Source organism: Kibdelosporangium aridum, from assembly GCF_900176515.1.
Classification (GTDB): Bacteria; Actinomycetota; Actinomycetes; order Mycobacteriales; family Pseudonocardiaceae; genus Kibdelosporangium; species Kibdelosporangium aridum.
Genome location: NZ_FWXV01000001.1, coordinates 1,590,463 through 1,603,653, shown reverse-complemented (window position 1 = coordinate 1,603,653; position 13,191 = coordinate 1,590,463). Strand labels below are relative to the sequence as shown.

Genomic DNA, 13,191 nt, shown 5'->3' with positions numbered 1-13,191 from the left:
CTGGAAGGGGCGGGTCATGACTCGTCGCCAGTCCTCACGACCAAGACCCGCCGTAACACCGGCACCGGGCTTGCGGCTACGGCGGGAGGTCGATCAGGCACTGCTCGAACTGCGCACCGTCCGGCCGGACGACGACGAGGCCATTCGGCTGGTCAATGACGGTCTGCACGGCGCGCTGGCCTACACCGCCGCACTCGGCGAAACGTGCCAGGTCGCCGCCGCGGTCGACGCGGTGCGTGAAGCCGAGCGGCACCTCGACGGCCACGAACCCAGCGGCGCCTGTACCGCATTGGAAAAGGCGCAGGAGTTCTTGACCGGAAGGTCCACGCGGCGTTACTGGTCGTCCGGCACCGAGGCCTTGCGGACGAATTCGGCCGCGACCTGACGGAGTTTCGTGTTGGTGTCCTGCGAATAGGTGATCAGCCGCTGGATCGCGGCGTCGTCGCTGATCTTGTGGGTCGCCATCAGGATGCCTTTGGCCTGTTCGATCACCGCGCGTGACCGCATGGCCGTCTCGAGGTTCTCGGCCATCTCCCTGACCTGCTGGTACCGCCGCATCGTCCGAAGACCGAACGCCACCACGGTCACGTACAGGTCGAGCAGCTTGGAGTCCGTCTCGGCGAACCCGTGGTCACCGAACCCGAAGAGGTTGATCGCCCCGGCCAGGTGCTCGTCCACCCGAAGGGGCGCGGCCAGGTAGCTGCCGACGCCGACCTGCTTGGCGCTGGCCGCGAAGTCCGGCCACAGCTCGCTGACGTTGTCCAGCGACAACCGGACGATCTGACTTGTTGCCGCAGCACGCAGACAAGGCCCGTCACCCGCCGCGTACTGCGCTTGGTCGACGTCACGCGCCCGTTCGTCGGAGTACGCCGCCGTCCGGGGTTCGCCGTCGTCGATCGCGGTGATGCTGGCCATGTCGGCACCAGGCACGACACGCACCGCTTCGACGCACACCGCGTCGAGCACCTCTGCGCTGTCCGACGCGGTTTCCAAGGTTCTGGTCAGAGCGCCGAGCGCCGATCTGACCTCGTCCAACAACTCAGCCACGCGGGCATCACCCACCACTCAGCCAGCTCCATCTACTACAGCCACAAAGAGGCCACCAAGAAACAGGCCGCTGACTGTTCAACGAAGCCGACGTAACCTTACCGGTCGCGCACGACGAACGTCGGCAGCGCTCGGCTAGCGGTTTGAACCCGGCCGTGCGGGTAAACGACCATCCCGTCGGTGATCCACGGGATAATGTGCGGAGCAGTGCGCACGAGCTGGCCAGGTATTGTTGCTCAGCGTAACCAGAATGGCGTGGCTACGAAGGTGGACAGACCGTGACGGATGCGAGACCGGAGCTGGCGTGGGACGTCGACCACGACGGTCAGACGACAGTCGTGCACGTCACCGGCGAGATCGACATCAGTACACAAGAGTCTTTCGACGAGGCGGCCCGAGCCGGGCTGGACAGCACTTCGCCCTTGGTCATCCTCGATCTCGGCGACGTCACGTTCCTCGGCTCCATGGGCCTGCGCACGCTGATCCAAGCCCACAACGACGCCGAGGCGGCGGGCCGCGAGCTGCGAGTCGTGCAGGGGTCGACCGCGGTGCACCGGGTCATCAAGGTCACCGGGTTGACGCAGATCCTGGCGCTCTACCCGACCGTGGAAGAAGCACGTTCGCATAGCTCGTGATGCCCGTTCAGACGCAGTATCAGCGGGTATGTTCTCCTTCGTGGGATTCGACGCCGATTTCCGAAAGCGGGTGACGACGCGCTGATGCTCGACGACCACAGCTCGTTGCCCACGCCAGTCCGGCTGAGGGCATGGGCGGAGGCATTGCCCGCGTTCGCGGCCGAGATGGTCACCGACTCGGATCTCACCAAGCCGCACATCTACGCCGAACTTCCCGCCACGGCCGAACAGGCCGGCGTCGCTCGCACCCGGATCACCGACTGGGCCTCGCGCAGCGGCTTGTCGGGCCTGCTCGTGCAGGACATGGTGCTCGCCAGCGACGAGGCGATGAGCAACGCCATCGAACATGCCTACCCGGGGGTGTCCGGCACAGTCACCCTGTTCGCCGCGTGCTCCTCCGGCCACGACCAGGCCAAGATCATCGTGGCGGATCGCGGCGTGTGGCGGCCGCCCACCGCCGACCCGGGTTTTCGTGGGCGTGGCCTGGCGATGATGGAGAAGCTGGCGGCCGTGTTCTGGCTGAAGCACAGCGCGAACGGCACCACTGTGGTGCTCGGGTGGCCGCTGGCCGGCTGACATACCTGCCGGTTGCCGTGGGTATCACCGATGGTGTGGAAACACCTCGGACGGTTGTGGTCGGCCAGGTCGCTCGTGATCTCGTGCTGGTCGTCCCGCAGGTACCGGAAGCCGGGTCGTCGGCGCGCGTAGAACAGCGCCGGGAGATGCTCGGCGGCAAGGGCGCCAACATCGCCGTCGCGGCCGCCCAACTCGGTGCCACGGTGGCGGTGATCGGCGCGGTCGGCTCGGACGCCACCGCTGACTGGCTGATCGGACAAGCCGCCGCCAGTGGTGTCGACACCAGACACGTGAGCCGCCGGCCGGACACTTCGACGGCGTTGATCGTCGATGTGGTCACGCCGGACGCCCACTGGCGCTATCTCGAAGACATCCCGGACGCGACCCTGGTCACCGAGGCCGACATCACCGCAGCAAAGTCCACACTGGCCAGTGTCCGGTCGGTGATCATCCAGCTGCAGCAGCCCACCGAGACAACGCTGGCCGCTGCCAAGCACGCCAGCGCCGCACGGATCGTGCTGGACGGTCTGCCCACATCGGACAAGATGATCGCGGCCGCTGATGTGCTTCGCGCGGATCAGCACGAAGGTGAACAGCTGACCGGAACGACGTTGGACACTGTGGACAAGGCGGTGACCGCGGGCCGGGATCTGTTGCGGCGCGGGCCTTCTCTCGTCGCCTTGGCGACGTCCGACGCGAATGTCTTCGTGTGGGCGGACGGACAGGCGGTGTTCCCGCTGGGCGACACCACCGTCCGTGACACCACGGGCGGTGGGGACGCGCTGGTCGCCGCCCTCACCGTCGGCCTCGACCACGGGCTTCATCCGCACGACGCGGCGAAGATGGCGGTCACCGCCTCGGCACGGACAGTCGATCACGTCGGTGGCAGGCCCGACCTGGACCCGCGGGAGATCTGGCCGAGATGACCCAGCAGATCTCCTAACTGAGCTGGACGGCGACAATGCACGTGTCGTCGTCGGTGTCCGCATTGCTGTGCCGCACCAACAGGTCGAGGCGCTGCTCCAGCGGGCCCTCGGTGCTCTCCGCCAGCGCGCGCAACTCCTCGAGAGCCTCATCCACGTTGCGGTCGCGACGCTCGATCAACCCATCGGTGTAGAGCATGAGCATGTCGGCAGGCGCCAAGTCGAACTGAAGTTCCTCGTACTGCGCCTCAGCGACCACACCGAGCATGCTGCCACGCGCCAACGGAAGCAAGCTGGCTTCCCCGTCTCGCACAAGCAATGGCGGCAAATGCCCAGCACGCGCCCAGCGAAGGGTGCGGGTTTCCGGGTCGTACAACCCGCAGATCGCCGTGGCCATCACGCTGTCGGTCAGGTGGTGGGCGACAAGATTGAGCCACCCCAGGAGTTTCGCGGGCCCGGCACCGGTCGCCGCCAGGCCGCGCAAGGCGTTGCGCAGAACCACCATGCCCGTCGCGGCCTCGATGCCATGGCCGGCGATGTCCCCGACCGACAGCAGGATCTTCTTGGAGGGCAGGACAACCGCGTCGTACCAGTCGCCGCCGACCAGGGCACCGCTTTCCGCGGGCAGATATCGCACGGCGATGCTCAGGCCGAACGTGTCGATCGGATCCGGGCTCGACGGCATGATCGCGCGCTGCAGCTGCAACGCCAACCGGTCGCGTTCGGCGGCGTGCTGCTCGGTCTGCGCGAGCTGGTCACGAGTCACCGCCAGCGCGACCTCGGTCCAGTGCTGCGCCGAGATGTCCTGGTAAGCGCCACGCACATGCAACAGCTGGTGGTCGGCATCCAGCACAGGTTCGGCGATGACACGCACGTGCCTGGCGATCCCGTCCGGCCGTTGCAGCCGGAACGCCGTGGACGCGGACCGGCGGTGATGCAGCACCGCCCGCAGGAACCGGCTGATCGCCGGGCCGTCGTCCGGATGTGCTTGCGTACCAAGCTGATCCAATGGGACGGGCGGCGCGCCTGGCGGCAGTCCGTACAGTTCGAACAGCTGGCTGTTCCAGGTGACCTCGCCAGTGAGCACGTTCTCGTCGAACCCGCCGATCCGGCCGAGCCGTTGGGCGTGCTGCAGCAGGCTGGTCAACCGGGTCGTCTCGTCCTGCAGCCGCCAGATCAGCAGCACGGCGTCGCCGAACCGGTTGATGCTCACGTCCGCGGTGACGGTCACCGGGACATCGGCGACCAGCGTGGTGATCGGCATGTCCTCGGCCCGGAACGCCTCACCCGTGGCGTGCACGTGTTCGACCTTCTCAAACAAGCCACCCTGATCGGCTGCCATCGGATATGCCTCCAGCAGCAGCGTCCCGTCGACCTCGCCGCGAGGCCGTCCGGCTGGATCAACGAACCGCTCATTCACGTGGTGGATCCGGAAATCGGCGACCCTCCCATGGTCCAGCTGAGGAATGAGCACCAGCGCCGGGTCGAGAACGCCGTCGGCCAGGTCCGACAACCGGGCGGCATCCTCGTGCACCCTGCCGACAGATCCATCGTGCAAGGTGTGCGCGCACAGTTCGGCCAGTGCGTCGATCTGACGCCGGACCGCGACCGGTTGTGGCTCAAGAGGATGAGCCCAGCCGATCTCCAACACACCGGCGATCACGCCACCGATCACCGCGGGCGCGGCTACGCGACCACCAGCCACTGGCCCGATCGACGGCAGGCCGGCGCGGGACAGATCCTCCAGCCACACCGTGCGGCGTTCGGCCAGAGCTCGGCGGGCAGGCGTGGCCACAGCCGGTGGCACGTAACGCCAACGGCTGGCCTCCTGTGGCGAGAAGCCCGCGAATCCGGCCAGCGCCAACGATGTGTCGGAGTCGACCGCCCACACCGCGACCGACGCGGCACCCAGCGGAACGAGCGCCTGGTCCAAAAGCGACTGCGCGACGGCTTGCACGTCACTCGCCGCGAGCACGCCGCTTTCCGCCTTGCGCAGCCGCACACTGTCCTTTGTAGACGATGTAGTCTCGGCGAGCCGATCCCCGGCGACATCGTTGATGATGTCCGCGGCCAACTCGACCAGCGACAGTCCGGCTTGCTCGGCGAGCCCGTCGAGTTGCTGCGCCGCCTGCACAGGGGTGCAGCGCAACCGCTCGACAAGAATTCCCTTGGCAAGCTCGATCAACGCGCGGCCGTCGGCCGAGGCGTGTGCCTCCTGCACCTCGTCGCGCAGGCGCTCCACCGTCGCGGCGAGCCTGCGCACCTGCTCGGTCATGCCTCCAGCCAGCGCTGGATGCGGGCGATCAAGTGATCCGCGTCGACTGGTTTCGTGACGTAGTCGTTGGCACCGGCGGCCAGGGTCTTCTCCTGGTCACCCGGCATCGCCTTGGCGGTCACCGCTATGATCGGCAACTGGACATACTGCGGCATCCCCCGGATCGCCGAAGTGGCCGCGTACCCGTCCATCTCCGGCATCATCACGTCCATCAGGACGAGGTCGATCTCCGGGTGCGCGGTGAGCGTTTCGATGCCCTTACGGCCGTTCTCCGCGTGCAGCACCTGAATTCCGTGTAGTTCCAACATGCTCGTCAACGCGTAGACGTTTCGCGCGTCGTCGTCGACCACCAGCACGGTTCGTCCGGCGACTCGGTCGTCGTACGTCCGCGGGGCCGGTTTCGCAGCGCTTTCCGCGCGTACCAACGGAAGCTTCTCCGCGGTGAGGTGCAGCACGATCCGCTCGCGCAGTTCGTCAAGGCTGGCCAACGGTTCGACTCGAGCCTGCAGCGCGGCTTCCTGGTGTGCGTCCAGCCTGCGGCTGTTGTGCGCGAGAACCGGCACGTCCCGGAGTGCGGAGTCCCGTTCGAGCGCGTCGAGGAACGTCCACGCCACACCGCCCGGCATGTCCACTTCGAGCACGATGCAATGGCACGGGTTGACCGCGAGCGCCGCCGCTGCTTCCTCGGCCGTTGTCGCCGTGACGATCTCGACGTCGCCAAGGTCCGGCCCGACCGGCAGATCACTGACCGCGCTCGCGGCGACCAGCGACAACAACCCACGCGGATGCGCCTCGATCACCAGCAACCGACGTTGCCGGACCCCGGCCGCAGGTGGTTCCTCCACGGCCGCCGGCTGCTCAGCCGGTTGGGGACCTGCCGCCAGGTCCTCGAAGTCCGGCCTGGCCACCGGCAGGTAGAAGGTGAACGTGCTGCCCTGGCCGGGGGTGCTCTGCACGTCGATCGCGCCGCCGAGCAGGTACGCGATCTCACGGCTGATCGACAGGCCGAGGCCGGTGCCGCCGTACTTGCGGCTGGTCGTGCCGTCGGCCTGCTGGAACGCGCCGAAAATCGATTCCAGCTGCTGCTCGGGGATGCCGATGCCGGTGTCGATCACCCGCAGTGCGATCGCCGGGCCGTGCCTGCGCACCGACGCGGGCAGCTCGCTGGACAGCGCGGGCTCGATGCGCAGTTCGACCCCGCCGGACTCGGTGAACTTCACCGCGTTGGACAACAGGTTGCGCAGCACCTGGCGCAGCCGGGAGTCGTCGGTGAGCAGTTCGACCGGGACACCGGAAGCTGTGGTGATCCGGAAGTCCAGGCTCTTCTGCGTGGTCAACGGCCGGAACGTGGCTTCGACGTAGTCCAGCAACTGGCGCAGCGGCACGCGTTCCGGGCTGATGTCCATCTTGCCCGCCTCCACCTTGGACAGGTCGAGGATGTCGTTGATCAGCTGCAGCAGGTCCGACCCGGCCGAGTGGATGATGCTGGCGTACTCGACCTGCTTGGGAGTGAGGTTGCGGCTGGCGTTCTGGGTCAGCAGCTGCGCAAGGATCAGCAGGCTGTTGAGCGGGGTGCGCAGTTCGTGGCTCATGTTGGCCAGGAACTCCGACTTGTACTTCGAGGCGAGCGACAGCTGCTGCGCGCGGGTCTCCAGTTCCTGACGGGCCTGCTCGATCTCCAGGTTCTTGGTCTCGATGTCCCGGTTCTGGGTGGCCAGCAGCGCGGCCTTCTCCTCCAGTTCGGCGTTGGAGCGCTGCAGCTCCTCCTGGCGTACCTGGAGTTCCTCCGAGCGGGCCTGCAGTTCGGCGGTGAGCCGCTGTGATTCGCCGAGCAGCTCGTCGGTGCGGGAGTTGGCGATGATCGTGTTGACGTTGACGCCGACGGTCTCCATCAGCTGTTCGAGGAAGTCCCGGTGGATCTGGGTGAACCGGTGCACCGAGGCCAGTTCGATCACGCCGAGGATCTGCTCCTCGACCACGATCGGCAGCACGATCACGTTGGTCGGCCTGGTCTCGCCGAGTCCGGACGAGACGGTGATGTAGTCCGGCGGCATGTCGTCGACCTCGATCGTGCGCCGGACCCTGGCGGCCTGCCCGACCAGTCCTTGGCCGAGCCGGAACCGGTTGGCACGGGTGTCGTCGGGATGCCCGTACGAGCCGATCAGCCGCAGCTCGGCGTCATCGGCCAGGTAGAACGCGCCGAACTGGGCCGACACCAGCGGTGTGAGTTCGTCCATGATCAGCTCGGCGACGACGGCGAGGTCCCGGCGGCCCTGCATCAGGCTGGAGATCCTGGCCAGGTTGGACTTCAGCCAGTCCTGTTCCTGGTTGGCCCTGGTGGTCTCGCGCAGGGACTCCACCATCGAGTTGATGTTGTCCTTGAGCTCGGCGACCTCGCCGGACGCCTCGACCGTGATCGACCGGGTCAGGTCGCCCTCGGCGACCGCGCTCGTGACACCGGCGATGGCTCGCACCTGCCGGGTCAGGTTTCCGGCCAGCTCGTTGACGTTCTCGGTGAGCCGCTTCCACGTCCCGGACACGCCTTCGACCTCGGCCTGGCCGCCGAGCCTGCCCTCGCTGCCGACCTCACGGGCCACCCGCGTGACCTCGGCGGCGAACGCGGACAGCGTGTCGACCATCGTGTTGATCGTGGTCTTGAGCTCCAGGATCTCGCCGCGGGCGTCCACGTCGATCTTGCGGGTCAGATCGCCCAGCGCGACGGCCGTGGTGACCTGGGCGATGTTGCGGACCTGGTTGGTCAGGTTGTTCGCCATGAAGTTGACGTTGTCGGTGAGGTCCTTCCACGTGCCCGCCACGTTCGGCACGCGGGCCTGGCCACCGAGGATGCCCTCGGTTCCGACTTCACGGGCGACACGCGTGACCTCGTCGGCGAACGCCGAGAGCGTGTCCACCATCGTGTTGATCACGCCGGCGAGCGCGGCGACCTCGCCCTTGGCCTCGACGGTGATCTTCTGCGACAGGTCACCGCGCGCCACCGCCGTCGCGACCTGGGCGATCGACCGCACCTGACCGGTCAGGTTGGACGCCATCACGTTGACGTTGTCGGTCAGGTCCTTCCACGTGCCCTCGGCACCTCGGACACCTGCCTGGCCGCCCAGGTTTCCTTCCGTGCCAACCTCACGGGCCACGCGCGTGACCTCGTCGGCGAAGCCGGACAGCTGGTCGACCATCGTGTTGATGGTCTCTTTCAGCTCGAGGATCTCGCCGCGCGCATCGACCCGGATCTTCTGCGACAGGTCGCCTTTCGCGACGGCCGTGGTCACCTGCGCGATCGAACGCACCTGTGCGGTGAGGTTGTCCGCCATCACGTTCACGGACTCAGTCAGCGCTTTCCACGTGCCGGACACGCCCTTGACGTCGGCCTGACCACCCAGGCGGCCCTCGGTACCGACCTCGCGGGCGACCCTGGTGACCTCGTCGGCGAACGCCGAGAGCTGGTCGACCATCGTATTGATCGTGTTCTTCAGCTCGAGGATCTCGCCCCGCGCGGTGACCGTGATCTTCTGCGACAGGTCACCGCGCGCCACCGCCGTCGCGACCTGGGCGATCGACCGGACCTGCGCGGTGAGGTTGCCTGCCATGAAGTTCACCGAATCGGTGAGGTCACGCCAGGTCCCGGACACGCCCTTGACGTCGGCCTGGCCGCCGAGGATGCCCTCGGTGCCCACTTCGCGCGCCATGCGCGTGACCTCGTCAGCGAAGGACGAGAGCTGGTCGACCATGGTGTTGATGGTGTTCTTCAGTTCGAGGATCTCGCCGCGGGCGTCCACGTCGATCTTCTGCGACAGGTCGCCTCGGGCGACAGCCGTGGTGACCTGGGCGATGTTGCGGACCTGGTCGGTCAGGTTGCCCGCCATGAAGTTCACCGAATCGGTCAGTTCACGCCATACGCCGCCGACACCCGGCACCTGCGCCTGACCACCGAGACGGCCTTCGCTGCCGACCTCGCGCGCCACCCGCGTGACCTCGTCGGCGAACGAGGAAAGCTGGTCGACCATCGTGTTGACGGTCTCCTTGAGCTCGAGGATCTCGCCGCGGGCGTCCACGTCGATCTTCTGCGACAGGTCACCCTTGGCCACCGCGGTCGCGACCTGGGCGATGTCACGGACCTGTGTGGTCAGGTTGCCCGCCATCGCGTTCACCGAGTCGGTGAGGTCTTCCCACGTGCCTGAGACACCCGGTACCTGCGCCTGGCCGCCGAGCCTGCCCTCGCTGCCGACCTCGCGGGCGACCCTGGTGACCTCGGAGGTGAACAGCGACAGCTGGTCCACCATGCCGTTGAACACCGTGGCGATCTCGCCGAGCAGGCCGTTCTCCGCGTCGGGCAGGCGAATGCCGAAGTCGCCGTCGCGGACCGCGGTCAGGCCCGCGAGCAGTTGTCTGAGCTCTGGCTCACCGACTTCGCCGCCATTCGGGCGCGTCTTGTCCACAGAAATGCCACCCACGTCCAACCCCGCTGTCGATCAGCGGCCCTTGTCCGGCCGAGTTGTTTCTTCCCGCCTTTGGCTAGACGGGTGACACGGCCAAAACATTACATGCCATTACCTGGATTGCGTGGTGAGGCCCCGGACGAAGTAACGCTGCGCGAACAGGAACAACAGGATCATCGGCGCGGTCGCGATGGTGCTTGCGGCCAGCACGAGCTCCCACTGTGACTCGCCGCCCTCGCCGAACCGGTCGAGAATCACCTTCAGGCCGCGCGGCAGCGTGTAGAAATCGGCGTCCCGCAGGTAGATCAGCGGCTTGATCAGGTCCGTCCACGCCGCCTTGAGCTCGAACACGAACACCACGATCAACGCGGGCACGGTCAACGGCAGCGCGATCCGGACGAACGTGCGCAAGTGCCCGGCGCCGTCGACCTTCGCCGCGTCGAAGATCTCACCGGGCAGGCCGAGGAAGAACTGCCGCAGCAGGAAGATGTAGAACGCCGAGCCGAAGAGGTTCTGCGCCCACAACGGGATCTGCGTCGTCGCCAGCCCCACTGCGTGCCATTCGAGGTAGACGGGCACCATGGTGACCGCACTCGGCAGCATCATGGTCGCCAGCACCAAGCCGAACATCACGTTGCGGCCTCGGAAGCGGAACCGTGCGAAGCCGTACGCCACTACGGCACTGGACAACGTCGCCGCGGCAGCGGCGGCCAGACCGACGAGCACACTGTTGACGATCCACAGCAACAGCGGCGCCGCTTCCCAGACGTAGACGTAGTTGGCGAACGCCACCGGATCGGGGATCAGCGCGTTGTCGAAGACGTGTGCCCGGTCCTTCAAGGACGCGCTGACCAACCAGATCAGCGGATACGTGAACGCGGCCGCGGTGAGCACCAACCCCAGTACAGAAAGGACTCTCGCGCTCACGTTGACCCGCGGTTCGCGGACAACGACAGCCTTTTCCGCGACAGTCGCCGCGGCAGGCGCTTCCACCAGGCTCATCGCGGCTCGCTTTCGTAGTACACCAACCGTCTGCTGGCTCTCACCTGGACGATCGTGATCACGGCGATCACCACGAACAGTGCCCAGGCCAACGCCGAGGCGTAGCCCATCCGCAGCGAGCTGAACGCCTGCTGGAACAGGTAGATCACGTAGAACAGCGCGGCGTCGCCCTGGTTGTCGGCGACTTGGCTGTTGCCGAAGAACATCGCGTACGCCTCGGTGAAGGTCTGCAGCGATGCGATCGTGTTCACCACAACCGTGAAGTAGATGGTGCCGCTGATACCCGGCAGTGTGATGTGGCAGAACTGCCGCCACGGCGACGCGCCGTCGAGCCGGGCGGCTTCGTAGAGCTCACCCGGCACGCGGCTGAGCGCGGCGAGGTAGATGATCGCCGTGCTGCCCACCGTCCACAAGCTCATCAGCACCAGACCCGGTTTGATCCAGGCCGGGTCGGTTGTCCAATTCGGACCGGTGAACCCGAACCAGCCGAGCAGTTCGTTGATCGCGCCGGTCTGGCCGTTGAGCAGCAACAGGAACATCGCGGCGAGCGCCACCGGCGGCGTCATCACCGGCAGGTACAACACCGTCCGGAAGAACTCGCTCGCCCGTCCAGCGCGGCGCAGCAATGAGGCCAACGCCAACGCCAGCACGATCTGGAGCGGGACATGCAGGAACGTGAAGAACAACGTGTTGTACAGCGCCGTGCCGACCTTGGGATCGGTGAACAGTTCCGCGTAGTTGTCCATGCCCACGAACGAGGCGGGTTTGAGCATGTCGTAACGGGTCAGCGAGAGGTACAGGCTGATCACCATCGGGCCCGCGGTGAACAGTACGAACCCCGCCACCCATGGGGACAGGAACGCCCACGCCGCCCGGGTGTCCCCGCGTAGCTTCGCCATCGCCTACCGTCCGATCACTCTGCGCAGCGCGAGATCGGCTTCGCGCTGGGCGTCCGCGAGTGCCGCGTCGACCGTCTGCTCACCGGTGAGCACACGCACCGCGGCCGACCGCCACGCACGGACCAAGTCCGGGGCGGCCGGACTCGGTGCCAACGCGAAAGCCTTTTCCTGCAACGACAACACCACCGGCACGCCTTGTTCGATGATCCGGTTGCCTTCCGGGCGGTAGACCGTCGCGAAGATCTCCGCGTCGGCCTCCCGGTTCGCGGTGAAGGTGCCGCCGTACGGCCTGCCTTTGGCTGCCAGCCCCGCACGGCGTGCCTTGGCCGCGGTGACCCACGTGTCCTTGGCGGTCATCGTGACCAGGAAGTCGCACGCGTGCTCAGGATGCGCCGCGCCCTTCGGGATGGCCCATGCCTGACCGCCGAGTTCGGTGAAGGCGTTGCCCGCCCGGTCGGTGAACGGCTTGACGGTGACGTCGACGCCCGGCGAGTTCGTGGCCAACGTGTTGATGTAGAAGGACTCCATCGGCATCGCGGCCAACTGGTCCTTCGCGTACTGGTTGCCTGCCCCGAACTCGTCGAAGCTGTCTTTCAAGGCCTTGAACGTCGCCCACGGTGCCTGGGCTTTGACCAGATCGGTGGTGAACCGCAACGCCTCGGCGACCTTCGGGTCGTCCAGGTTGGCCCTGCGGCCGTCCGGTGAGATCAGCTCGATCCCGTTCGCCTTGGCCCACAAGGGAACGAAGTCAGGCAGCTTCGGGTCGAACCCGATCCGCCGCAACCGCCCGTCCGTCAGCGCGGTCAGCGAGCGGGCCTGCTCGGCCAGCAGTGGCCAGTCGGTCGCCGACATCCGGGCCGGGTCGATGCCTGCCGCGCGGACCGCCGGGTTGTTGATGATCAGCAGCTTGGCCGTGGCGAAATCGGGCAGGCCGTAGGTCTGGCCGTCCACCGTGACCTGCCGGAGCGCCGCTGGCCGGAAGACCGAGAGATCGACGTGGTGGCGCCGCAGGCAGTCGTCGATCGGCTGGACGGCGCCCCGCGCGGCGAACCCGCCGAGCTTGATCCGGTCGGCGTACACCAGATCCGGCGGCTCGCCGCTGGCCACGGCCGAGAGGAACTGCTGCTCGTCGAACGCGCCCTCGGTGATCCGCAAGTCGATGCCCGGGTACTGCCTGCGAAAAACCTCGACGCGTGCCGTCGCGTGTTCGTCGGGCAGCCCGAACCCCATGGTGGTCAACACGTTCGGCGCATCGTCGGACGACGCGCCCAGCCCAGCGCACCCGGCCGCGAGCACCGCCACCGCAGCCAGTATCCCCACCTTGCCCACCCGCACATCCCCTCCTTGAGATGTCGCCGAAGTACCCAAGGTGAAGACCAGTAA

General features: G+C 67.0%; 10 protein-coding genes. 4 read left to right on the top strand and 6 right to left on the bottom strand.

Annotated elements, in window-relative coordinates; genetic code table 11:
• Positions 1 to 16 precede the first annotated feature (16 nt).
• The gene (locus B9C43_RS55445) at positions 17 to 385 is read left to right on the top strand and encodes a hypothetical protein (protein ID WP_143446160.1); all 369 of its coding nucleotides are present in this window, start codon (positions 17 to 19) and stop codon (positions 383 to 385) included.
• Here B9C43_RS55445 and B9C43_RS06715 read toward each other — a convergent pair.
• Positions 334 to 1,047 carry a GAF and ANTAR domain-containing protein gene (locus B9C43_RS06715; RefSeq protein WP_235038460.1) on the bottom strand — a complete coding sequence of 238 codons (714 nt, stop codon included), beginning with the start codon at positions 1,045 to 1,047 and terminating at the stop codon, positions 334 to 336. The genes B9C43_RS55445 and B9C43_RS06715 overlap by 52 nt on opposite strands.
• 278 nt (positions 1,048 to 1,325) lie before the next feature.
• On the opposite strand from B9C43_RS06715, the gene B9C43_RS06710 reads away from it, so the two are divergent.
• The 3 genes from B9C43_RS06710 (at position 1,326) to B9C43_RS06700 (ending at position 3,184) form a co-directional block, all read left to right on the top strand.
• Positions 1,326 to 1,682 carry an STAS domain-containing protein gene (locus tag B9C43_RS06710; protein ID WP_084425108.1) on the top strand — a complete coding sequence of 119 codons (357 nt, stop codon included), beginning with the start codon at positions 1,326 to 1,328 and terminating at the stop codon, positions 1,680 to 1,682.
• A gap of 84 nt (positions 1,683 to 1,766) precedes the next feature.
• Positions 1,767 to 2,258 carry an ATP-binding protein gene (locus tag B9C43_RS06705; RefSeq protein ID WP_084425107.1) on the top strand — a complete coding sequence of 164 codons (492 nt, stop codon included), beginning with the start codon at positions 1,767 to 1,769 and terminating at the stop codon, positions 2,256 to 2,258.
• A complete protein-coding gene (locus B9C43_RS06700) occupies positions 2,240 to 3,184 on the top strand; it encodes a PfkB family carbohydrate kinase (protein WP_235038459.1) in 945 nt (314 codons plus the stop codon). Before B9C43_RS06705 ends, B9C43_RS06700 begins: the two co-directional genes overlap by 19 nt.
• A 13-nt stretch (positions 3,185 to 3,197) precedes the next feature.
• Here the strand turns inward: B9C43_RS06700 and B9C43_RS06695 are convergent, their stop codons facing one another.
• The 5 genes from B9C43_RS06695 to B9C43_RS06675 form a co-directional block, all read right to left on the bottom strand.
• Positions 3,198 to 5,456 (bottom strand): SpoIIE family protein phosphatase, encoded by a 2,259-nt coding sequence (locus tag B9C43_RS06695; RefSeq protein ID WP_084425106.1) that lies wholly within the window; start codon positions 5,454 to 5,456, stop codon positions 3,198 to 3,200.
• Complete coding sequence (locus B9C43_RS06690; protein WP_235038458.1) at positions 5,453 to 9,907, bottom strand: HAMP domain-containing protein; 4,455 nt, start codon at positions 9,905 to 9,907, stop codon at positions 5,453 to 5,455. Before B9C43_RS06690 ends, B9C43_RS06695 begins: the two co-directional genes overlap by 4 nt.
• Positions 9,908 to 10,018: 111 nt before the next feature.
• Positions 10,019 to 10,909, bottom strand: a complete 891-nt coding sequence (locus tag B9C43_RS06685) for a carbohydrate ABC transporter permease (RefSeq protein WP_084425105.1) — start codon at positions 10,907 to 10,909, stop codon at positions 10,019 to 10,021.
• Positions 10,906 to 11,808 carry a carbohydrate ABC transporter permease gene (locus B9C43_RS06680; protein ID WP_084425104.1) on the bottom strand — a complete coding sequence of 301 codons (903 nt, stop codon included), beginning with the start codon at positions 11,806 to 11,808 and terminating at the stop codon, positions 10,906 to 10,908. Before B9C43_RS06680 ends, B9C43_RS06685 begins: the two co-directional genes overlap by 4 nt.
• Positions 11,809 to 11,811: 3 nt before the next feature.
• Positions 11,812 to 13,143, bottom strand: coding sequence for an extracellular solute-binding protein (locus B9C43_RS06675; RefSeq protein WP_235038457.1), 1,332 nt, complete (start codon positions 13,141 to 13,143; stop codon positions 11,812 to 11,814).
• Between the last annotated feature and the right edge of the window lie 48 nt (positions 13,144 to 13,191).

What these genes read in the sequence shown, in the direction of transcription:
- B9C43_RS55445 (WP_143446160.1), top strand. Translation starts at nt 17, where the DNA reads ATGACTCGTCGCCAGTCCTCACGACCAAGACCCGCCGTAACACCGGCA.
- B9C43_RS06705 (WP_084425107.1), top strand. Translation starts at nt 1,767, where the DNA reads ATGCTCGACGACCACAGCTCGTTGCCCACGCCAGTCCGGCTGAGGGCA.
- B9C43_RS06695 (WP_084425106.1), bottom strand. Translation starts at nt 5,456, where the DNA reads ATGACCGAGCAGGTGCGCAGGCTCGCCGCGACGGTGGAGCGCCTGCGC.
- B9C43_RS06685 (WP_084425105.1), bottom strand. Translation starts at nt 10,909, where the DNA reads ATGAGCCTGGTGGAAGCGCCTGCCGCGGCGACTGTCGCGGAAAAGGCT.
- B9C43_RS06680 (WP_084425104.1), bottom strand. Translation starts at nt 11,808, where the DNA reads ATGGCGAAGCTACGCGGGGACACCCGGGCGGCGTGGGCGTTCCTGTCC.